Here is a 22,732-nt window from a genome sequence, read left to right on the forward strand (position 1 = left end):
GGTAAAAAGCAGCACATATAGCAAAATGGGGCGGCTGATGGGATTCGAACCCACGACCTCCTGAGCCACAGTCAGGCGCTCTGGACCAGCTGAGCTACAGCCGCCACCGAAAAGGCAGTAGGTTGGCGCCCCCGAGAGGACTCGAACCTCCGACCCACTGCTTAGAAGGCAGTTGCTCTATCCGGCTGAGCTACGGGGGCAGGCGTTCCTGCACATCAGGATTATACCGCAAATTGCCCCCGTTCGCAAGGTCTATGGAGGGTGTTCCAAAAATACCCCAAGTGTAGCCGCAGGCTTCAGCCTGCGCACCCTGAAGAGGGGTACTGTGGGTGATACTGCCATAGCCCGCCCTCTGGATAGACGACAACAATTTTTTGAGCATCCTCCAAAAAACCTTGACTTTATTGATTATCTATGCTAAAGTTTCCCCAACAGACACCATCCTGCACCAGCCAGCATCTACCCTCTACTACGGCCATCGTGCACAAAGTGCCTGTATACAAAACCCTCTGAGAAAGGAGTAAAACCCATCATGCTACGCACTCTCACAAACTGGGGCTTGCTGGCGCTGGGGCTACTAGCTACCATCACCGCCCACGCCCAGCCCTTCACCTATCAGGGTATGCTTAAACAGGCAGGTATTCCTGCCAACGGCAACTACGACCTTCAGTTCAGCCTGTGGACAGCCGCCTCTGGTGGCTCACAGGTCGGTTCCACCCTGACCCTCAGCAATGTGAATGTGGCGTGGGGGGTGTTCAGCGTGGAACTGGACTTCGGCGCGGTGTGGAATGGTTCGGCGCGTTATCTGCAAATTGCGGTTCGCCCAGCGGGCAGTGGGGGTTATACCACGCTGTCGCCTCGTGTGCGGGTGACGCCGACGCCGTATGCAGTGTATGCGTTGACTGCGCCGTGGAGTGGCATCAGCGGGATGCCTGCAGGTTTTGCAGACGGAGTGGACAACGACACCACTTATTTAGCGGGAGGGGGTTTGCAATTGGTCGGGACCACCTTCTCCATCGCGTCGGGTGGGGTGGTCACCAGCATGCTGGCGGATGGTGCGGTGACGGATGCCAAGTTGTCGGGCACAGGGGTGTCGTCTGGCACCTACGGTTCCGCGACGGAGGTGGCGCGCATTACGGTGAACGCGCAGGGTCGGATTACCTCAGCGAGCAATGTGGCTATATCTGGGGTCACTCCGGGTGGTAGTGCGGGTGGTGACCTGAGTAGGACGTATCCGAACCCGACGGTGGTGGGTTTGCAGACGCGCCCGGTATCTTCTACAGCGCCTTCCAGCGGTCAGGTCTTGAAGTGGGATGGTAGCGCGTGGGCGCCTGCGCCGGATGATGCAGGCGGCTTGACGCTTCCGTTTTCCGGGAGCGCGAATGTGGGTTGGGGTGCGGTGTTTTCCATCGTGAACACCGCCCCCAGCGGCGACGCCTACGGCGTGTTTGGTCAGAGCGAGAGCCCGTTCGGTAGTGGCGTGGTCGGCTGGGCAACCGCCACCAGCGGCTCCGGCTGGGGCGTGTTTGGGCAAAGCGCCAGCCCGTTCGGTCGTGGCGTGTACGGCTTGGCTTCCGCCACCAGCGGCACCAACTACGGCGTGTTCGGTCATAGCTCCAGCCCTAATGGTGTTGGCGGCTACTTCCGCTCGGGCGGCAAGGCAGGCGCCCGCATCACGGATCCCAACAACAACTACCATTCCGACTGGCCTGCTACCTGGGCTGGCGGACTGGAGACTTGGGACATCGTCTGCGCCAGCATCAGATACACTGCTCTCGTCGCCCGCTCCGATGAGCGCCTCAAGCGGGAGATTCAGCCCCTGGACACCAGCAACGAACTCCAGCGGCTGTTGCAACTGCGTCCTGTGTCGTACTACTGGCGGGATGAGCGCTTGAGCCAGGAGCGGCAGTACGGCTTTATCGCGCAGGAGTTGCAGGGAGTGTTCCCTGAGCTGGTGGAGGAAGGTGGCGATGAGAAGACCCTCTCGGTGAACTATCAGGCGCTCATTCCGTTGCTGGTGAACGCCTTGCAGGAGCAAGAGGCGCGCATCCATCGGCTGGAGGCAGAACTGCAACAGTTGCGTGCGATACTTGCCCAGAAACGCTAACTTGGGGTCCGTCTCTCGGAGTTGGACGGTAATGAAGTGACGCGGTTTGACTTTGGCGCGATAGGGGATGATTGAGGCAGGGAGATGCCCGGTCTGGCGAGTTCGGGCTGGTGTGTAGTGGCTGATTGCTGAAGGTATTAGCCGAGCGCCACGGGCCGGGCATCTCGTGCGCTGTTGCATCCGCTTTGGGAACCTTCAGGTCGCTGGCGCTACCCGCTACCGCTGAGGTCTCCAATCCCAGGCGGTTCCGGGCGAAGTTTCGCGATATTGCGCAGGCTAATGAATTTTTACAAATTAATCCGGACATAAACCAACGTAGCGTAACAGTTCGGCGGAACCTGCGCCGAACCTGTCTAACCACCGCTGCACTGCCTCCTGCAACCCCTCCCAATCGTCTCTAAAATCGTGCAGGTGCAACACCTCCTGATACAGTTTGCGCCACACCTTCTCTACAGGATTAGTCCACGGAGCATAGGTCGGTAATGCCACCACAACCACCTTGCTGTTTGTCAGAGCAGCCAACACCTCCTCGTGAAAGTGAACCGGCCAGTTGTCCTGAACCACGTAAATCCGTTCCGCATCAGGATAGCACGCCTCTATCCACCGATAATAACGAATCAAGGTCGCACGGTCAAACCGACTGCATTGCCAACTGAGTAAACGCCCAGAAGAAAAATCTAAACTGGCAGCAACCCGCCTGCGCCAGTTCGGGCGCAAACCTTGACGGGCATGGGGCAAATCACTGCCCACCACACCATACCCCTGAGCTACCATCGGGCGACGATAGTAGGTGCACTCATCTTCATACAACAGCACAAAACGACCCGGCTGCGCCGCCACTAATGCCCTTATCGCCGCTACTGCCGCCATCTTCTGGTCGTATTGAGGGTCGGGAGAATGCACATACACACGACCCCGCTTGTAACGAATGCCCAGCCGACGGCATATCTGGTAAATCCCACCTAACGAGTAACCGCGCAGCCACTCCACCTGCTGGTGCACACCCGCTAACCACCATCGGCTCCGGTCAAGACCATACAGCCGGGGCGAACGACGCACTATCTCCTGCAGTTGCCCGGCAGCGGCTTCGGGTGTGGCGTGCTGAGGGGGAAAAAGCGGGCTTGCGCCCGCGTCCCGGTCGCACCTTTAATCCTTCCAACCCCTCTGTCTGATACCGACGCACCCACCGGCATACCGTGTCCTTGTCCCGTGCGCGCAGCAGCCCCTGCTTAGCCACTTGCCGAGCTGACTGCCCGTCGGCTATCTTCAGGATGGCGGCTGCCCGCTCCCGCACGTAGGGTTGAGGATGGCTGTCTCGCACCCGCTCCAACTGCTGTCGTTGCTGGGCGGACAAGTTCAGTTGGGATTTTTTCGGCATGGTTTCTCCCCTCCACAGGTTTTCTCCGTGCAGTATACGATGTCTGCATCAATTTCTAAAACTTCATTAGCCTGCGAGAGCAAAGGATATTTTTTCGTGCCTCCTCAGGTCTATGCGCCGTTGTTGCGATGGTTTGCAATCTTATGCGCGTGCGACACAATCTCCGCAAAAGACGCCGCCGACAGACTTGCACCGCCTACCAGCGCCCCATCGATATGGGGCTGTGCGAGCAGGTCATGCGCATTGTCCGGTTTCACAGAGCCGCCATACAGCACACGAAGCCCGCTGGCGTTCTCCTCACCACACAGCTCGGTGGCGATACGCCGAATCAGTGCACAGACGCGGTTCGCCTCTGGGGCGTCGCACACCTCGCCAGTGCCAATCGCCCAGACCGGCTCGTAGGCGAATACCAGACAGCCAACCTCCGCGGGGTCCAGCCCCTCAATATCCCGCTTCACCTGCGCGGTGATGACGGCATCGGTCTGTCCATCCTGCCGCTCGGCGAGGGTCTCCCCGACGCACACGATGGGCGTCAACCCGTGCAGCAACGCCGCTTTCACCTTCAGGTTGACGGTGGCATCGTTCTCACCGAAGTGCCGCAGGATTTCGTCGGTGAAGTCCGGCTCAGGCACACCGAACCGCCCGCGCGTCTCCGAGTGTCCAATAATCACGTAACTCACGCCCAGCTCGGTCAACATCGGCGGGGCAATCTGGCTGGTGTATGCGCCCTGATCCTTCCAGAACACATCCTGCGCGCCCAGCTTGATGTCTGTGCCGCGCAGCGCCTGATGCACCGCATACAGCGCGGTAAAAGGCGGACAGATGCACACCTCGGCGTTCAGCGCGTCCAGATTGCGGTGTTTCAGCTCTTCGACCAGCGCCAGCGACCACGCTACGGTACCATGCATCTTCCAGTTTCCGGCTATCAGTTGGTCAGGCATCACCCTTCTCCCGTTCTAACGAGATGGTTGTTCTCAGGTTTATATTCCCCTTTGAGAAGGCACTATCCTGTTAACGACGCACCACGTACCGGTGCCTCAAGACCAGACTCTCCCCCGGCGCAAGCGTCTTCACCGGTGAGAACAGCTCCAGGTTCGTGAACTCCCGCCAGGTATACAGGTAGCACTGCCGCACCTGCGAGGGGTCGAATTCGTTCACGATGGTGATTCCTTTCTGTCCCACTGCAATGCCCCACGCGCCCGCAGGCAGGTCTGCCCCGCGCAGGTAGGTCTCGGAGCGCAACGGCATCTCGTGCCAGCTGCCATCCGCTTTACGCACCACAAGGCGAGCAGACGAGTCCTCAGACGATACGCGGAACTGCGGATGCGTGCGCAACACCACGTTCGCAACGGGTTGGTCGCTGCGGTTGGTCAGGCGCGACTCGATCTCTATCGCAGCCTCGTCCGCAGCAAGGGTAATGGTGCGCGTGAGCTGCAAACCGTTGGACAGGTCGCGCGTCACGGTGACGCTACGTCGGTCAGGCGAGACGTTGAACTGATACTGCTCTGACCAGCCGGGCGAGCCAAACGGTTCTCCTGCGTACTCCTCATAGCCCCCGAAGTTCACATATCGGCGCGGGTCGGTACCTTTTTGCAGCGCCAGCCAGTCAATTGCCCCTCGCCAGAAGAGATCTTGCCTCGACGGTTTGTGGTAGAGCCGCCAAATCCGTCCTCCGGGTGCGGGAGTGATGTCCGCAATCAGATAAGGGCTTTCCAGCCGAACGAGATAGCGCGCTATCTGCTCCTCGCTCATCGCGGCGCTGTCTTCCCGGTAGGCTCCGTCGGGGTCTTCCATCAGCCGGCGCACGCGCGGGCACTCCCACCACGGTGTACGGCTCGGCTCGAACCCGATGATGCCCGACAGGGTAACGCCCGGCGCGACCGTCCAGCTTCGCCCGGTGACCCGGGTAATCTGCAGCATCTCTGCCATGCGCCGGTAATCCTGCGCGGTGGGCATCCGCCATGCGTATCCTCGCACACTCTCGTCGGGCACCAGGTCTCTTCCGCGCTGAACGTTCACAAAAAGGTCGGTGAACAGCACCCCCCATTTCTCCCGCCAGATGCGTCGTTTGATAAGCTCACTCTCTGCCAGCGATTCCGCCTTCGCGAGAAGCGGGTAAATCTGCTTGTCCAGCCACTCGCGCGTGAACAGCTCGCGGAAGAACTGTTGCCCCGGTCCGGCGTGGCAGTCCATGACCCCTTCGCTTCTGGACTCAAACGCGCTCTGGTGCAGGCGGTGCACGTAGTCGCGCATCGGCTGCCATGCCTTGCCGTACCACGCTTTGCAGAACTCGTCTATCAGCCTGCGCAGGCTGGCGTCGGGGTTCCACATCAGGCGGGGCATCACGTACGAATAGAGATGCACCAGATGTCCATCGGTCAATCCACAGATGTACACCCCGCGAATGCCCAGCTGCCGGTAGTACTTCAGATTCTCGGCGAAGGCGTAAAGGGCGGGGTAAGGATAGCCCACGTAGTAGTAGGTGGTGGGATACTCGAAGGTGATGATGCCCTGCGCGCCCAGCGGATGTATGGCAATCCACCGCTCCAAATCCGCAATCACGTTGCGCTGCACGTTAACAGGGTGCGACCAGGGACGCGCCTGACACTCTACAATCGCGCAGAAGATAATCAGGTGGTTGGGTTCAGGACGTTCCTTGACAGGCGGCTTGCGCGTGGACCAGTATGCCAGCGTGGTGACAAACTTGCCGGGAAACCGCTTTGCCACTTCGCGTGCTATCTGGTTGTTGAACCATATCACCGCATCGGTGAGGCTGCCGTGCTCCTCGTACCACGCCTTGCATCGTTCGCACTGGCAGAACTGTCCGGTGTCGCCGTAGTGTACGGGGTAGTACACGGGGTCTGGGTCACTTTCGATCCAGCGCAGCACCGCTTCGGTCATTGCCTTCTGCAGACCGGGGTTGGAGAGGCAGTATTGCTGCAGGTGCGGTTCAGTGATGCGCCGCTCGCCGCCAATCTCCGCCAGGTATTCTTTTGGCACGCTGTCGGCAGGCAGCAGGAAGCCCATGGTGTGGTGCCAGAAGCCGCGCGGCGGGATGCCCATCATCTTGGGCACATCCAGGTCGCCTACCTTTGCCTCCCATTCGCCGGGCGACAGTCCCGCGGTCATCGGGTAAATCCTGCCCCACATCGTCCGCCACTCGAAGGCAGGTTTTTCGGTGAGGTTCAGCGGGGCGCGGATGTCCAGCGTGGGCCTGGACGGAACGATTTCCATCTCGGTGGAGTAGAACCGGCAGCCCAGCCGTTCCAGCAACCGGTAAACGGCGTACGTCGTGCCGCGATACCCGCCTCCTGCCGCCAGCAAATTGCCCCCTTTCAGGCGGAGGATAAAGCCATCGGAGCCAAGCGGTTCATACTCCGCATCATCGTATAGAGTGCGTGCTTTTGCAGGGTCGCTCCTGCCCACGTATACCACGCCCTGCGAAGGCAAACCGTTGCCGTTGCCTTCCGTCACCGGTATCTCTTTGCCGGTCATCTCGCGCAGGTAACGCTGCAGCTCACGCGCCGCGGCTTTCTCAATCGGATGCGCCTGCGGATGCACGAAAATGTGCTGAACCTCCATACGCCTGCCTCCTTCCACCAGCGATATCCTGCCCACTTTGCCTGTCTGCCCAGCAGGTTGCGTGACGGCACTTGCCTGCAACCTCACGCCGCAGGTGGTCTCCCCGCTCGTCGCCGCCCACTGGTAGAGTAGCCAGTACACTCGCTCTGGCTGGGGAAAATCACGCGAACGCATGTCGAAAAAACTGGGGGCTACCTCGCCCAGATTTTCTACTGCCAGAGCCACTCTCCGCCCATAGAGCGTGATACCGCGCACGCCGGACGCTATCAGCTGCGTGCCTGCGGCAGAGGTCTTCGGCTTTTCCAGAGGCAAGGGCTGAGGACGCGCCTGCCCATAGAGGCTATCCAGACGGTAGCTGCCCCCCGCGAACTCCTCCGGCGGAAACATCAACAGCGCGAGCTCCACCGGACTGGACTCCATTGGGTGGTCTAATCGCAGGGTGAACCAAACCTGCACGCCGTCCTTATCCACCACTGTGCGGTGGGTAAACTGGGCATCTATCTCGGCGATGCGCCCGGTGACAGTGATACGGTCGTCTTCTACCTGAGTGGTCAGACCGGTGAAATCCGCCTGCGAGAAGTATGCACCGGCGTACCCCGGCTTGAACAATGTGAACCGGCTTCCCGAGACCACAGGCACGCCCCTGTAGCGCACCTCCAATCCGTTTGCGCCCAGCCGCGCCTCGTAATCACCGCGGCGCACCTCCACATCGCCCATCGCCACGCTGAGCGGATAAATCAGTATCCACAGGGCACACAGCCACCGATGCATCGTACCCTCCCTCTGTGCGTTGTCAGGCGCATGATTCGGCATCAGGAGACGCGCTACCTGCCTGGCTCTTTTCTCTGACCTGCAGGACGCCTTCGCTTTCGCGGCGAAGTTTTCAGGCACATCCTCGCATGGAGGTCTTCTGATGCATCCCAAACCGACGCCACAACAGCTTGCCTGGCAGGAAGCGGAACTGAGCATGTTCCTGCACTTTGGTATGAACACCTTTACCGACCGTGAATGGGGCGAGGGGAACGAAGACCCAAAGTGGTTCAATCCCTCGCAACTGGACACCGAGCAATGGGTACAGGTCGCTAAGGAGTGCGGGTTCAAGTACCTCATCCTTACCGCCAAACACCACGATGGTTTCTGTCTGTGGCAAACGCGATACACTGACCATTGTGTCAGGAACAGCTCCTGGCGCATGGGTAAAGGAGATGTTGTACGCGAATTTGCCCGTGCCTGCCAGCAGGCGGGGCTGAAGATGGGTATCTATCTCTCACCCTGGGACCGGCACGAGCGCACCTACGGTGACTCTCCTGCCTACAACCGCTACTTCATCAACCAGCTGACCGAACTGCTCACGCAGTACGGCGAGGTGGCGGAAGTATGGTTCGACGGCGCGTGTGGTGAGGGACCCAACGGACGTAAACAGGAATACGACTGGCAGGGCTACTACGCGGTGATACGCAGGCTGCAACCCAACGCCCTTGTCGCCATCTGCGGACCCGACATCCGCTGGGTGGGCAATGAGGACGGTTACGCCGCGGAAACCGAGTGGAGCGTACAGGACCCTGTACCCGCCTTTCACGGCAACGTGTCGGGCAAGGTGTGGTGGCCCGCCGAGTGCGACGTGTCCATCCGCCCCGGCTGGTTTTACCACGCGCAGGAAGATACAAAGGTCAAATCGCTGGAGCACCTGCTGGATATCTACTTCAGGTCCGTAGGGCGCAACAGCGTGTTGCTGCTGAATGTGCCTCCGGACAGACGCGGACTGCTACCCGACCCGGATGTGCAGAGGCTGCGCGAGTGGCGTAAGGCGCTGGACCGCATTTTCGCCACCGACCTTGCCCGGCGAAAGCCCGTTCGCACCAGCAGCGCACAGCGCGGACACGCAGGTGCATCGGTGGTTGACGGGAAGGGCGACACCTACTGGGTGCCAAACGAACTGCCTGCTTCCCTGGAGATAGACCTGCGCCAGCCGACCGCTTTCAACATCGTGATGCTTCAGGAGTACATCGCGGAAGGACAGCATGTGGAAGAGTACTCCATCGAGGCGTGGACGCCTGCAGGCTGGCAGGAGATCAAACGGGGCACCACCATCGGACACAAGAAACTGGACAGGCTCGCGCCGGTCAACACCACGCGCGTGCGGGTAAACATTCTGAAGTCTCGGGCGCTGCCGTTGATTCGTAACGTGAGCCTGTATTCTGCTCCCGAGGTGAAGGCGGTATGAGAACGACCTCTCAGGAAGACCTCTGGAAAATCTGGTATCGTGAGCCTGCGCCCATAGAAGCACCCACCACCAACGCATGGAAAGACTCGCCCGGCTGGGTGCGTGCACTGCCGATAGGCAACGGCAGGCTTGGCGCGATGATTTACGGCGGCACTGAGGAAGAGCGCATCCAGTTGAACGAAAAGAGCCTGTGGTCCGGACAGCCTCAGGATGCGGATAACCCCGACGCGCCGCGCTACCTGCCCGAAATCCGACGCCTGCTGTTTGAGGGCAAATACGCTCAGGCGCAGCAGCTGGCGGCGGAGAAGTTCGTGTGTCGGGGGGCGGGGTCAGGACATGGCAATGGCGCAAATGTGCCCTTTGGCTGTTACCAGATGCTGGGGGATTTACGCCTGACCTTCGATGGGCATCGCGAGGTGCAGGATTACCGGCGCGAGCTGAACCTGCAAACGGGCATCGCACGGGTGGTGTACCGCGTGGGAAACGTGCGATATACCCGTGAGCACTTCGCCAGTTTGGAAGACCAGGTGCTGGTGATACGTCTGGTGAGCAGTCAGAAGGGGGCGCTGAGCTTTGATGCCACTCTCAGCCGCCCCGAGCGCGGAATGGTGAACGCCGCCGGGCGCACAGAGCTGCTACTGTCGGGTGAGCTGATGGGCGGTCTGCGTTATACCGCGAAGCTCAGGGCCATCTCTGAGGGAGGCAAGGTCACCACAGAAGGACAGGTATTGCGCGTGCGAGAAGCGGACGCGGTGACCCTTCTGCTTGCTGCGGCGACCTCCTACGAAGGCAAGGAGCCTCTCTCGTTGACGAACAAGATGATGCGCGACGCCGCGCGAAAGGATTATAGACTCCTCAAAGATGCCCATCTCGACGCGCACCAGAGGCTGTTTTATCGGGTAGGACTGAGTTTGGGCGGGGAAGAAGCATCGCGCCTGCCCACCGACGAGCGGCTGGAGCGGGTGAAACGCGGCGAGCCCGACCCGCATCTGGTTGCCCTTTACTTTCAGTTTGGTCGCTACTTGCTGATTGCCAGCAGCCAGCCCGGCACCCTCCCTGCCAATCTGCAGGGCATTTGGGCAGATGGTATTCAGACACCCTGGAACTGCGACTACCACACCGACATCAACGTGCAGATGAACTACTGGATAGCGGAGGTCGGCGCGCTGCCCGAATGTGCAGAGCCGCTGATAGAGTTCATTGACCGCCTGCGCGAGCCGGGGCGCAAAACCGCAAGGGTGCATTATGGCTTGAGCGGCTGGGTAGTACATACGGTGACCAACGTGTGGGGGTTCACTTCGCCCGGAGAGCGACCGGAGTGGGGACAGTTCCCCGCGGCGGCGGGATGGTTATGCCAGCATCTCTGGGAACGGTACGCCTTCTCGCTGGATAAGAAGGTGCTGAAGCGCGTTTACCCCATCATGAAAGAGGCGGCGGAGTTCTACCTGCAGTTTCTGGTTCCCGAACCGAAGCATGGCTGGCTGGTGACCGCCCCGTCTATCTCTCCCGAAAACGCCTTTCGCACTGTCGATGGGCAAACCGTCAGCGTGTGCTATGCTCCGACGATGGACATGCAGATACTGCGCGAGCTGTTCACCAATTGTATCGAAGCCAGTCGCATTCTGGGGGTGGATGAGGGCTTTCGCCAGAGGCTCGAGGAAGCGCGCGCCCGTCTCGCTCCCATGCAGATTGGCATACACGGACAGCTTCAGGAGTGGATAGAGGATTTCGATGAGGCGGATCCCGGACACCGGCACATGTCGCACCTGTACGGGTTGCACCCCGGCAATCAGATTACCCCGCGGGGTACCCCTGACCTGGCACGGGCAGCCCGTGTTTCACTGGAACGGCGCCTGGCACACGGTGGTGGACATACCGGCTGGAGCCGTGCGTGGTTGGTGAACTTCTGGGCGCGGCTGGAAGATGGCGAGAGGGCATACGAGAACCTGATGGCGCTACTGAAGCAGTCTACCCTGCCCAACCTGTTCGATACTCACCCGCCCTTCCAGATCGACGGCAACCTCGGTGGAGCGGCAGGCATCGCCGAGATGCTGCTGCAGAGCCACGCGGGGGAGATCCATCTGCTGCCCGCTTTGCCCCGGGCATGGCAGGAAGGCTATGTGCAGGGCTTGCGGGCGCGCGGAAACGTGCGGGTGGACATCTTCTGGAAGGGCGGTAAACTGACCCGCGCGGTGTTGCGGATGGCTGTCGACGGCAGTTACCGCATCCGTATTCCTGCGGGACAGAGGGTGGAACTGGTCACTCACAACGGCAGGCCGGTGCCGTTTGAAACCACCGGCGACGGTACCGTCACCTTGCAAGCAAGAAGCAACCACACCTACAACCTGATAGTGCGGTAGCTTCATGGGATGAAGGTGACCTAACTCCCCAGCCCCCTTCCCTTGCAGGGAAGGGGGCTGGGCTCAAACGGGTAGGTGAACCGAGCCTCCTCTTACGCCCGGCGCAGACGACGGTAGCCAAACCACCCCACCATCAACAGCGGCAGCCAGACAACCGCCCATACCGCCAACCACACAAGAATAGACCACAGCCTTTGCGCAAACGCCACCAGCGCGCGCACCGCATCGGAAGCCACTTTGCCGGTGCTGAACGTTTCCGGGGGAACCAGCGGCTGTGTGCGCGCACTCTGCCTCAGCGTCACCGTCAGAGTACAAAACGCTACCCGATGCGACAGGTAGCGGAGACGACCCTCCAGCCGTTCTATCTCCTGACGTACACGGCTCAGCTCTCGTTCCACCGCCAGCGTGTCTGCCAGCCTGCCGGTGCGCGAAAGGTGTCCCAGCAATCGCTCCTCCGTGCGCTTGAGGTTGCGCAACTGCGCCTCCACATCCACATACTCTTCCGTCACATCTTCCGAGCTGACCTGTACGTCCAGCGGCTTGCCCAGTGACTTGACCGCCGTCAAAACCTCTTCAAATCGGTTGGCAGGCACGCGGAAGGTAACGGTGGCGCTCTCGTTGCCGAGCGCGTCCACCCATTCGCGCAGGTCTGCCACGTAGCCTTTGTTCTCTTTAATCAACGCGGTCAATTTCTCGGTGGCAGCTCTGGTTTCTTTCACTTCCAGGGTGACTGTCGCCGTCTGAATCAGGTATCGCTCCCGCTGGCTGGCAGCCAGCACTGCCAGCGTCATTTCCCCTTGCGATGTTCCTTCTACGCCGAGAGCACTGCCGCCCATGACGGGCGCCCCCATCATGGCCTGAGAGCGCTTCAGGTAAGGCTCGCCCGCAGCAGGCAGACCCACCGCTTCCTCGGACGGCGGCAACAGGTAGGCTGGTCGGGGAACAGTGCCATAAACCCAGTAGCCGACCAGCGCCACCAAGAGCGCCGCCAGTGCCAACACCCCCCATCTCGGCATCCGTTTCATGCCGCCACACCTCCCTCTGTTCGGTTATGCGAATATGGGACGCACCATACGGTGCGAGGGTTACACCGCCGGTGCGTAGACAGCACCCTTGTGGAAAGCGTATAATACAGGCGGAGGTCGATGTGCCATGCAGACCGCACTGAAAACCGAACGGCTGCAAATGAGTTATGAGGAGTTCTTGAAGTGGGCAGGTGAGGACACCTACGCCGAGTGGGTAGACGGGGAGGTTATTTTGCTCATGCCGCCAAAGGAACCGCACCAAACAATTGTCGGCTTGCTGTATTTTCTGTTGCAATCGCTGGCATCGCTTCGGGAACAGAGCAAAGTGATTATTGCTCCCTTCGAGGTGTTTCTACCCAGCCGTCCGTCCTCGCGTGAACCGGACATCATTCTTGTCACCGGGGAACGCTTGCAAAACCTGTCGGAGGAACGTTTTACTGGCGGTCCGGACCTGGTGGTGGAGGTCGTCTCGGAGGACAGCGTCCCTCGCGACCGTGTGGAGAAGTTTCTGGAGTACGAGCGCGAAGGCGTTCGCGAATACTGGCTTATCGACTCGCGCCCCAATCGCGCGACGGTGGATGTATTTGTGCTGGAGCAGGGCAGCTTCGTGCCTCTGGAGGAGAACGACGAAGGCTGGTTCGAGAGCCGCGTGTTGCCGGGCTTTCGGGTGAAGCGGGCGTGGTTCAGCGGGGAGCAACTGCCCGACCCCGCGAGTGCGCTGCACGACATGCTGTCCCCCGAGCTTCGGCAACGGCTGGCTCAGCGGATAATGGGCGGTTCTACACCTTAACAGGAGGAGTATCAGATGCGTTCACTGACACGACGAGAGTTTATCAGTACCATGCTGTTAGGAGCAGGGGGTGTTTTGATGGACGGTGTTGCGAACGCGGAGCAAAAGCCCACGGTGCGCTCGCCGGTGGAACAGGTAGCGCTGGGCAAAACGGGCATCAAGGCATCTTTTGTCGGCATCGGAACCGGCGTGCGGGGCTGGATGCGTCAATCCAACCATACCCGCATGGGCAAAGAGGCGTTTATCGCGCTGATTCGGCACGCCTACGATAGCGGCATCACCTTCTTCGACACCGCCGACCTCTACGGCACGCACATCTTCCTGCGCGATGCGCTGAAGGGGATACCGCGTGAGAAGATAGTCATCCAGAGCAAAATCTGGTTCAGCCCGATGGGTTTGCCGGAACCGGAGACCGATGCGAAGCGCGCGCTGGACCGCTTCCGGCAGGAGCTGGGCACGGACTACATCGACATCGTGCTGCTCCATTGTACCACATCCCCGACGTGGGCGGATGACCTGCGCTCGATGCGGGATGCGCTGGAGGAAGCGCGACAGAAGAAGATTATCCGTGCACACGGCACCTCCTGCCACAGCCTTCCCGCTCTCAAAATGTCGCAGGCTTTGTCGTGGGTGCAGGTGCAGCTGGCGCGTATCAACCATCGGGGCACGGCGATGGACGGCAAACCCGAAGAGATTGCCGAACTGCTGCGCCAGATGCGAGCGGCAGGAAAAGGCGTCGTCGGCATGAAGATTTTCGGCGAAGGCAGGTTCCAGACCCCGCAAGAGCGCGAAGAGAGCCTGCGGTTTGTGCTGGCACAGCGGTGCGTCGATAACTTTATCATCGGATTCGAGAAGCGCGAGCAGATAGACGAGACGCTCGGCATGATAAAACGTATTCTCGCGGGGCAGGAACGTGCGAACGAATGAGCAGACGAAAAGGAAGGAACCGATGTCCACCCGTGAAGACAGACACCTGATACGCGCGGCGCAACAGGGCGATAGCCGCGCCTTTGACCGGTTGGTGCACCGCTACCAGGCGCAGGTGTACCGCGCGATGACCCGCGCCTGCGCCAACCCCGACCTGGCGGCAGACGTGCTGCAGGAAGCATTGATACGCGCCTTCCGCGCCCTGCCGCAGTTTCGAGGCGATGCCTCCTTCGCCACGTGGCTGTATCGCATCGCGCGCAACCTGTGCGTGCGCAAACAGCAGCAGATGCTGGCGCATCCGACCATCTCCCTCGACCAGCCGCTTGGTGAAGAGGAGGATGCCGAAACGCTGCTGCGCCAGATGACCGATTTCAGCGCGCAGAACCCGCAGCAGGTGGTGCTGGACGAGGAGATACGGCAAAAGGTACGCGAGGCGGTGGATAAACTGCCTCCCAACCTGCGCGAGGTGCTGGTGCTGCGCGACATGGAAGACCTGTCCAATCAGGAGACCGCCGAGCGCACCGGCTTAACCGTGGCAGCGGTGAAAGCGCGTCTCCATCGCGCCCGCGCTTTGCTACGGGAGCATCTGGGGGAATACTTCTCCGAGTCGTGAGTGCTGGTTTAGATGGGATGCTTGTTTGAAGATACCGACCCGCGTGTGGAACAGCAACTGGTCGAGATGTTACGCCAGCTGCCACCGTGGCGCAAAATGCAGATGGTGGCGGAACTGAACGCCGCGGTGAAGTCACTGCTGTGGAGCGGACTGCGCGCCCGCTACCCGAACGCCAGCGAGGCTGAGCTGCGTCGCCGTTTGGCTGGCTTGCTGCTGGGCGAGGAACTGGCGCAGAAAGTGTATAGAGATATGCCGATGATGCCTGAACCCATCGCGGTCACACTGAAGGTGACTTTTGTGCTGGAGAACCTGAAGGTTGATTATGCGATTTCGGGTTCCATCGCGACCGCGCTATACGGGGTGGCACGTGCTACTCAGGACGTCGACATAGTCGCCGACTTAAAAGTAGAGCATGTTGCCCCATTGGCGGAGATGCTACAGACCGAGTTCTACGTGGATGCCGCTATGATTTCCGATGCTGTTGCACGCCGGGAGGTCTTCAACCTGATTCACCGCGAAACGGTGCTCAAAGTGGACGTTTTTGTGGCCCGAGACCATCCGCTCGATCGCGCAGTGATTTCCCGTGCGCGCCGGTACTCCCTGCATCCCGAGGCATCTTCTCTGGTGTCCGTCGTGGCTATCGAAGACATTGTTCTCGCCAAACTGTGGTGGTACCGGCAGGGCAGAGAGGTTGCCGCACAGCAGTGGAAGGATGTTCTGGGTGTATTGCGCCTGCAGGCCGATACGCTCGACACAGATTACATGCACCGTTTTGCCGAGCAGCTGGGTGTGCATGACCTGCTCCAGCGAGCGCTGCAAGAGATTGGGTGAACGACATGACCCTGTACGCGAGGGCATGATAACCCGCAGCGGCTGACACCATTGGGTCCACCTCCGGTCTAGGTGTGGTACTCCGCATTGATGCGCACGTAATCGTAGCTTAAATCACATGTCCACACGGTGGCGTGTTCAGTACCTTCCTGCAGGTCGATGACGATGCTCACCGTATCCGCCTTCAACTGTTCATGCAGTTCGCGGGCGTCGAAGGCGGTTGGTTTGCCGTCGGTATACACCAGAGTGCCCTGCAGGGCGATTTGCGCCCGGTCGGGGTCAAAGTCCACGCCGCTGCGTCCCATCGCCGCCAGAATGCGCCCCCAGTTCGGGTCATTGCCGAAGAGGGCTGTCTTCACCAGAGGCGACTCCGCCACGGTCTTGGCCATTCTGCGCGCCTGCGTGAAGGTGGGCGCACCGCGTACCTCAATCTCCACCAGCTTGGTGGCTCCCTCGCCGTCACGCGCGATGCGCTGAGCCAGACGAATACACAGGTTCTCTAAAGACATCTGGAAATCGTCCAGATAGCGATGTACATCCACGCCCGACTGCCCGTTGGCTAGAATCACCACCATGTCGTTGGTGCTGGTGTCGGAATCGATGGTGAGGCAGTGGAAGGAGCGTTCCACAGCGTCTTTCAGCACCTGCTGCAGGGCAGGTGCGGCAATCTGTGCGTCGGTGGTGAGGAAGCAGAGCATGGTTGCCATATTGGGAGCGATCATTCCCGCACCTTTCGCGATACCGCCGATATGCACCGCCCCCTCAGGCAGGAGCAGGCGAATGGCTTCCTGCTTCGGCACGGTGTCGGTGGTCATGATGGCTTCGGCAGCCGCGCTACCGCCCTCTGGAGAGAGTTCCAGCATCGCCTGCTCGATGCCCTTTTCTATCTTCTCGATGGGCAAGCGGTGTCCGATGATACCCGTACTGGCCGTCACCACCTGTGAAGGTGGACATTCCAGCAGCTGCGCTACTTTCTGCGCCATGCGCACATTGTCCATGAAGCCCTCTTCGCCGGTGGCGGCGTTGGCGTTACCGCTGTTGGCAACGATAGCGCGGGCGGTACCTGCTTCCACCACGTGACGTGAGTAGCGCACGCAGGGCGCTGCCGCGCGGTTGGTGGTGAACATTCCGGCGACCGTTGCCGGCGTATCCGAGACGATGAGCGCAAGGTCTTTGCCCTGCGACTTGATGCCGCAGCGCACCCCCGCCGCCCGAAAACCGCGCGGCGCGGTCACGGAACCGGTTGTCCATGTCATTTTGTCGGTCATCCGAAAATCTTTGCCCCTGATTTCTCCCAGTCCGCGAGAAACCGCTGGATACCGATGTCGGTCAGTGGGTGTTGATAGAGCTGCTCCAGCACCTTGAACGGAACGGTGCAGGCATGTGCCCCCGCCCGCAGCGCTTCCACCACGTGTATGGGGTGACGCACGCTGGCGACCAGCACTTGGCTTTTGAAACCGTACTCTTGAATCATGTTCACCGTGTCGCGCACAGCGTTCATGCCTTCGCCGCTGATGTCGTCCACGCGCCCCACAAAGTTGCTGATGTAGTATGCCCCTGCCTTCGCCGCCAGAAACGCCTGCGAGAGGCTGAACACCAGTGTCACGTTGCACCGGATGCCCTCCTGTGAAAGCACCCGCACCGCCTTCATGCCTTCTTTTGTCATGGGGATTTTGACCACGATGTTGGGATGCCAGCTGGCGACTTCACGCGCCTCCCGAATCATCCCCTCGGCATCCAGGCTGACTACCTCCGCACTGATGTCGCCCGGATTCACAATCTCGCAGATTTCCCGCACGACGTCTTTAAACGGGCGTCCCTCCTTCGCCACCAGCGAGGGGTTGGTGGTCACGCCCTCAATCGCCCCCCAGCTCCACGCCGTCCTAATCTCCTCGATGTTGGCGGTATCCAGAAAGAGTTTCATGTTCCTACCTCCTGGCGTTGTTTTTACAGCAGATGCTCCAGTCCCACAACCAGTCCCTGCACCTGCCGCGCTTTACGGATAGCGAGCAGAACCCCAGGCATGAAGGACTGCCTGTCTATAGAATCGTGGCGAATGGTTAGCGTTTCACCCTGTCCGCCGAATATGACCATCTGGTGCGCTACCAGACCGGGCAGCCGAACGCTATGTACAGGCACGCTGGCAACGCTCGCGCCGCGCGCCCCCTCGAACTTCTGCTCCTGCACAAGCTGGCGTGGGCGTTCGGTACGCGCCGCGGCGATGACTTCGGCGGTGCGTATCGCCGTGCCCGAGGGAGCATCTATCTTGCCATCATGGTGCATTTCGATAATCTCCGCATTGGGGAAGTAGGGCGCGGCTTCCCTCGCGAACTGCATCATCAGCACTGCGCCGATGGCGAAGTTTGGCACGATAATGCAGGTGGTACCGGACCGTTCTACCGCCTCGCGGACATCGGAAAGCGTTTGGGCGGAAAAGCCGCTGGTTCCCACGATGGGGATAACACCATGCTCCAGTGCAGTATAAATATGGCTCACCGCTGCGCCAAGAGTGGTAAAGTCCACCAGCACGTGAGGCTGGGTTTGCGACAGCGCTTCGCTCAGATGGTCGGTCACAATCACGCCGATGGGGTGTTCCACGGCTATAGTGCCGATGTCTTCGCCAACGTGTTGTTTGTCTACCGCGCTCACCAGCAACATGTCGGGTTGTTTCAGCACGGTCTGCACCACCAGCGTGCCCATGCGTCCGCACGCACCCGCAACAGCGACACGAATGATGTCCTCTGTTTCAGAGCGGTTCATCCTCTTTAACTCCTCCCTTCGGTAAACTGCCTATGGCAGCCAGCGCCATCTTTCCGTTACCGAACAGCTCTCTGGCGACAGCCACTACGTTCCCCACATCGACCGCCTCCAGCTTCTCGATAATCTCGTCGACGGTAATCACGCGGCCGTGAAACAGCATGCTCCGCGCGTTGGCAGACATGCGTCCGTTCACGCTCTCGGTACTCATCAACAGGCTACCGCGCAGCTGGTGCCTGGCGCGCTGTACCTCTTCCTCGCTCAAGTCGCCTTCGCACACTCTGCGCAGTTGCTCCCGCGTGACCTCCAGCACCTGCCTGTAGTTATCGGGGTTACAGTTCGCATGAACAGCGAAGTATCCTCCTTCACGATACGCTATCGCCGAGGTACCGATATGGTACACCAGTCCGCGCTTCTCGCGCACCTCCTGAAAGAGACGACTGCTCATGTTGCCCCCGAGAAGGGTTTCCAGCACTGCCACGGTGTACTTGCGCTCATCATACAGGTTGTATGCCGCCGTGCCCATGCAAAAATGCACCTGCTGGGTCGGATGACGCAACAGCCGCTGCCGTGCGGCGGCTCGGGCGGGGCGCAGTTTCGTGCTGGGCTGAGTGGCGGGCATACTGGCAAAGTATCGCTCCACCATCGCTACCAGTTGTTTCGCATCGACCAGCCCCGCTGCTGATACGACCGTGTTCGGGGCTGTGTAGCGTTCGCTCATCACCCCGAGGAGATGCGAGCGGTGCATGGCGAGAATGGTTGGCACGGTACCTATCACCGGATGCGCCAGTGGATGGCGCGACCACAGTGTTTGCGCGAACAGGTCGTACACATATTCCTCGGGGTAGTCCATCAGCTCGCGCAGCTCTTCCAGCACGACACGCTTCTCGCGCTCGATGTCCTCTGGCTCGAGGCGAGGCGACAGCAGCATATCCGAAAGCACGTCCAGCGCTACCGACAAATCTTCGGGCAGCACGCGCACGTAGAAAGCGGTGTACTCCTTGTCGGTTTCGGCGTTGATGTAGCCTCCCCTGCCTTCGATTTCGCGCACGATGTCCAGGGCGTCACGGCGCAGGGTACCCTTGAAGAGGATGTGCTCGATGAAGTGTGAAACGCCGTATTCCGAAGAGCGTTCATCGCGAGAGCCGGTGCCGATGTATACCCCCACCGCCACCGAGCGTGCGGACGGCATCGATTCACAGACGATACGAAGTCCATTGGACAGTGTGAAGGTTTCTATGGGCATGTTACAGAAAAACCTCTCACCCTTTGCCCCTCTCCCGTTGCGGCGGGAGAGGGGTTTGTCGGGACAGTGCCTGACTTAACGTTTCGGGCGAAATCGCGCTCGGGGTGTATCGTCATCGCCGCGGTGACGGCGTACGTCCCCGCCCCGTCCGTAGCCGGATGGCTCGTGTCCGCCACCAGTGCGTGGACCCGAAGGTTGAGGCGAGCCTGCTGCCTGACCGCTGAACACGTTGTGCAAGCCGCGCGCGCTCAGGTTGATTCTGCCGAGGTTGTCTATCTCCACCACCTTCACCAGAATCTCGTCGCCCACCTTCACCAGTTCGTCGGCGCGGCGCACGCGCTGCTCGGATAGCTGGGAAAGCGGCACCAGTCCTTCCTTACCGGGCAGAATCTCCACAAACACCCCCAGCGAAGAGGTGCGGGTAACCTTTCCGAGGAAGGTTTCTCCCACCGCCACGTCGCGCGTCAAATCCTCGATCATCTTGCGCGCCCGCTCACCGCTCTCCTCGTCGTCCGCCGCGATGTAGACGCGCCCGTCCTGCTCGATCTGGATGCGTGTGCCCGTATCGGCGAGGATTTTCTTGATGATGCGCCCGCCGGGGCCGATCACATCGCCGATTTTATCGGGATGTATCTCCATGACGATGATGCGCGGTGCGTACGGGCTGATATGGTCGCGAGGCTTGTCGATGGTTTCGAGCATCTTTTCCAGAATGTATAGCCTGCCCTGTCGCGCCTGCTCCAGAGCGCGCTCGAACACCGGTCGGGGGATACCCGAAATCTTGGTATCCAGCTGCAGGGCGGTGATGCCTCTCGCGGTGCCTGCGACCTTAAAGTCCATATCGCCGGAGAAGTCCTCCATGCCCTGGATGTCGCTGAGCACCACCCATTCGTCCCCCTGTGTCATCAAGCCCATCGCGACGCCGGCGACGGGGGCTTTAATTTGCACACCCGCATCCATCAGCGCAAGGGTAGAACCGCACACGCTCGCCATGGAGGTGGAACCGTTGGATTCCAGCACTTCGGAGGTGAGCAGGATGGCGTAAGGGAACTCCTCTTCGGGCGGAATCATGGGGCGCAGGGCGCGTTCCGCCAGTGCACCGTGACCGATTTCGCGCCTGCCGGGGCCACGCAGGGGGCGCGTCTCGCCCACACTGTAAGGTGGGAAGTTGTAGAAGTGCATGTAGCGCTTGAACCCGTCCTCCTCCAGTGTGTCGATAATCTGCGCCTCTTCCATCGGTCCCAGCGTCACGCTGGTCAACACCTGCGTCTGCCCGCGGGTAAATAGCGCGGAGCCATGCACTCTGGGAAGCAGCCCGACCATGCAGCTGATAGGGCGAATCTCGTCATACTTTCGCCCGTCGGGGCGCACTTTGTACTCGAGGATGAGCCGGCGCACCTGCTCTTTCACCACCTTGTCGGCAGCTTCGCGCAGGTCGGTCTCCTGTTCCGGATACTCCGGCAACAGCGCCTGCACAATCTCCTCCTTGAGCAGTTCGATGGCTTCCTCTCGTGCCGATTTGTCGGGTTGCTGGATAGCTTGCAGCACCTGCTCGGCGAACTGCTCGCGCACGCGGGCCAGGATGTCTTCAGGCACGGCGTAGAAAGGTATGTCCGCCTTCGTCGTGCCTACCTTTGCAGCAAGCTCTTCCTGAACGGCGCAAATCGGCTTGATATGTTCGTGGGCGAGGTCGAGCGCTTCGAGGATTTCCGCCTCGCTGATTTCATTTGCGCCCGCTTCGACCATCACGATGTAGTCTTTCGTACCCGCGACCACCAGGTCCAGTTCGCCGTTCTCCACCTGGTCAAACGAGGGGTTAATGACGAACTCGCCGTTCACCTTACCGATGCGTACGGCACCGACGGGACCGTTGAACGGGATGTTCGATACGGTCAGCGCGGCAGATGCGCCGATGATGGAGAGCACGTCGGGCAAGTGGTCGTTATCCACCGACAGGGGCATGGCGATGACCTGCACCTCGTTGCGCATCCCACTGGGGAACAACGGGCGTAATGGACGGTCAATCAGGCGTGCGGTCAGCACCGCCTTGTCGCTGGGGCGCCCTCCTCGCTTAATGAACCCGCCCGGTATTTTGCCGACGGAATACTTGCGTTCCTCGTAGTCCACCACCAGCGGGAAGAAATCGATATCGGTACGTGCATCCCTGCTCATAGTGGCGGTGCAGAGCACGATGGTGTCGCCCGAACGCACGAGAACGGCACCGTTTGCTTGCTTGGCGACACGGCCGGTCTCGATCTGGATGAGTTGACCGGCGACTTCCACTTCGACGGTGTGTATCATGGATAGATGGAACTCCTCTTGGTTGAATCTTGGCTTCTGGCTACACAGGTGGCTGCTACTGCTTGCTGCGGATGCCCAGTGAGCTGACCAGCGCGCGGTAGCGCTGAATGTCCTGTCGAGCCAGATAGTCGAGCAAACGTTTGCGCTCACCCACCAGCATCATCAGCCCGCGCCGGGTATGGTAATCATGCTTGTGCTGGCGCAGGTGCTCGGTGAGCAGCTGGATGCGCGCCGTTAACAAGGCAACCTGCACTTCGGGCGAACCGGTATCGCCCTCTTTGCGCTGGTACTTCCGGATAATCTCGGCTTTCTGCTCTTTGGTCAGCGGCATTCTCCGTGCTTTTCCCCCTTTCTGCGGTTGGGATGAGTGGTGCGTCGCCTCGCTTTCACCGTCTCCGTGCCGTTCTACGGTTGTCCCCGGAGGGACAACGGCACAACGGCAGAAGGCGATGCTCCGCTGACGCACCATGATAGTTTAGCACATACACGGGCAGAAGTCAATCGGGGTGCGTGGCTGTGGTTTCCAATTTGAAATGTCCTATTTTATTCCCAATTTGAAATGTCACATCGTCTTAATCCCCGGAAATACCT

General features: G+C 60.3%; 18 protein-coding genes and 2 tRNA genes. 7 read left to right on the forward strand and 13 right to left on the reverse strand.

Annotated elements, in window-relative coordinates:
- Positions 1-26: 26 nt before the first annotated feature.
- Positions 27-104, reverse strand: a tRNA-His gene (locus K6U75_15785).
- A 19-nt stretch (positions 105-123) separates the two neighbouring features.
- Positions 124-200 (reverse strand) — tRNA-Arg (locus tag K6U75_15790).
- A 332-nt stretch (positions 201-532) separates the two neighbouring features.
- Between K6U75_15790 and K6U75_15795 the strand changes: the two genes are divergently transcribed.
- Entirely contained in the window at positions 533-2,107 is a 1,575-nt protein-coding gene (locus K6U75_15795; GenBank protein ID MCL6476500.1) for a tail fiber domain-containing protein, read from the forward strand.
- A 294-nt stretch (positions 2,108-2,401) separates the two neighbouring features.
- Here K6U75_15795 and K6U75_15800 read toward each other — a convergent pair whose 3' ends face one another.
- From K6U75_15800 to K6U75_15815, 4 genes are all read right to left on the reverse strand, one after another.
- Positions 2,402-3,178: an IS630 family transposase gene (locus K6U75_15800; GenBank protein MCL6476501.1), complete on the reverse strand. Its 777-nt coding sequence runs from the start codon at positions 3,176-3,178 to the stop codon at positions 2,402-2,404.
- Positions 3,135-3,485 carry a helix-turn-helix domain-containing protein gene (locus K6U75_15805; GenBank protein MCL6476502.1) on the reverse strand — a complete coding sequence of 117 codons (351 nt, stop codon included), beginning with the start codon at positions 3,483-3,485 and terminating at the stop codon, positions 3,135-3,137. The genes K6U75_15800 and K6U75_15805 overlap by 44 nt, the downstream gene beginning before the upstream one ends.
- Before the next feature lie 110 nt (positions 3,486-3,595).
- A complete protein-coding gene (gene tpiA, locus K6U75_15810) occupies positions 3,596-4,426 on the reverse strand; it encodes a triose-phosphate isomerase (protein ID MCL6476503.1) in 831 nt (276 codons plus the stop codon).
- Positions 4,427-4,496: 70 nt separating this feature from the next.
- Positions 4,497-7,838: a DUF4838 domain-containing protein gene (locus K6U75_15815; protein MCL6476504.1), complete on the reverse strand. Its 3,342-nt coding sequence runs from the start codon at positions 7,836-7,838 to the stop codon at positions 4,497-4,499.
- Positions 7,839-7,980: 142 nt separating this feature from the next.
- On the opposite strand from K6U75_15815, the gene K6U75_15820 reads away from it, so the two are divergent.
- Positions 7,981-9,291: an alpha-L-fucosidase gene (locus tag K6U75_15820; GenBank protein MCL6476505.1), complete on the forward strand. Its 1,311-nt coding sequence runs from the start codon at positions 7,981-7,983 to the stop codon at positions 9,289-9,291.
- Positions 9,288-11,651 (forward strand): glycoside hydrolase N-terminal domain-containing protein, encoded by a 2,364-nt coding sequence (locus K6U75_15825; GenBank protein ID MCL6476506.1) that lies wholly within the window; start codon positions 9,288-9,290, stop codon positions 11,649-11,651. Before K6U75_15820 ends, K6U75_15825 begins: the two co-directional genes overlap by 4 nt.
- Positions 11,652-11,743: 92 nt before the next feature.
- On the opposite strand, the gene K6U75_15830 is transcribed toward K6U75_15825, so the two are convergent.
- Entirely contained in the window at positions 11,744-12,676 is a 933-nt protein-coding gene (locus tag K6U75_15830) for a DUF4349 domain-containing protein (GenBank protein ID MCL6476507.1), read from the reverse strand.
- Positions 12,677-12,803: 127 nt separating this feature from the next.
- Here K6U75_15830 and K6U75_15835 point away from each other — a divergent pair, with 127 nt between their 5' ends.
- From K6U75_15835 to K6U75_15850, 4 genes are read left to right on the forward strand one after another with little or no spacing between them, the layout of a single operon-like run.
- Entirely contained in the window at positions 12,804-13,466 is a 663-nt protein-coding gene (locus K6U75_15835; protein ID MCL6476508.1) for a Uma2 family endonuclease, read from the forward strand.
- A 15-nt stretch (positions 13,467-13,481) separates the two neighbouring features.
- Positions 13,482-14,393, forward strand: a complete 912-nt coding sequence (locus tag K6U75_15840) for an aldo/keto reductase (protein ID MCL6476509.1) — start codon at positions 13,482-13,484, stop codon at positions 14,391-14,393.
- A gap of 22 nt (positions 14,394-14,415) precedes the next feature.
- Positions 14,416-15,006, forward strand: coding sequence for a sigma-70 family RNA polymerase sigma factor (locus tag K6U75_15845; GenBank protein ID MCL6476510.1), 591 nt, complete (start codon positions 14,416-14,418; stop codon positions 15,004-15,006).
- Between the two features lie 12 nt (positions 15,007-15,018).
- Positions 15,019-15,837 (forward strand): hypothetical protein, encoded by an 819-nt coding sequence (locus tag K6U75_15850; GenBank protein MCL6476511.1) that lies wholly within the window; start codon positions 15,019-15,021, stop codon positions 15,835-15,837.
- Positions 15,838-15,905: 68 nt separating this feature from the next.
- On the opposite strand, the gene argJ is transcribed toward K6U75_15850, so the two are convergent.
- The 6 genes from argJ to rpsO form a co-directional block, all read right to left on the reverse strand.
- A complete protein-coding gene (argJ, locus tag K6U75_15855) occupies positions 15,906-17,105 on the reverse strand; it encodes a bifunctional glutamate N-acetyltransferase/amino-acid acetyltransferase ArgJ (GenBank protein ID MCL6476512.1) in 1,200 nt (399 codons plus the stop codon).
- Complete coding sequence (fsa, locus tag K6U75_15860; GenBank protein ID MCL6476513.1) at positions 17,102-17,761, reverse strand: fructose-6-phosphate aldolase; 660 nt, start codon at positions 17,759-17,761, stop codon at positions 17,102-17,104. The genes argJ and fsa overlap by 4 nt, the downstream gene beginning before the upstream one ends.
- Positions 17,762-17,784: 23 nt before the next feature.
- Positions 17,785-18,573, reverse strand: a complete 789-nt coding sequence (gene dapB / locus K6U75_15865; GenBank protein ID MCL6476514.1) for a 4-hydroxy-tetrahydrodipicolinate reductase — start codon at positions 18,571-18,573, stop codon at positions 17,785-17,787.
- A gap of 10 nt (positions 18,574-18,583) precedes the next feature.
- Positions 18,584-19,840: an insulinase family protein gene (locus K6U75_15870; GenBank protein ID MCL6476515.1), complete on the reverse strand. Its 1,257-nt coding sequence runs from the start codon at positions 19,838-19,840 to the stop codon at positions 18,584-18,586.
- 75 nt (positions 19,841-19,915) lie between these two features.
- Positions 19,916-22,141: a polyribonucleotide nucleotidyltransferase gene (locus K6U75_15875; protein MCL6476516.1), complete on the reverse strand. Its 2,226-nt coding sequence runs from the start codon at positions 22,139-22,141 to the stop codon at positions 19,916-19,918.
- A gap of 55 nt (positions 22,142-22,196) precedes the next feature.
- Entirely contained in the window at positions 22,197-22,472 is a 276-nt protein-coding gene (rpsO, locus tag K6U75_15880; GenBank protein ID MCL6476517.1) for a 30S ribosomal protein S15, read from the reverse strand.
- Between the last annotated feature and the right edge of the window lie 260 nt (positions 22,473-22,732).

It is taken from the genome of Bacillota bacterium, assembly GCA_023511455.1.
GTDB lineage: Bacteria > Armatimonadota > HRBIN16 > HRBIN16 > HRBIN16 > HRBIN16.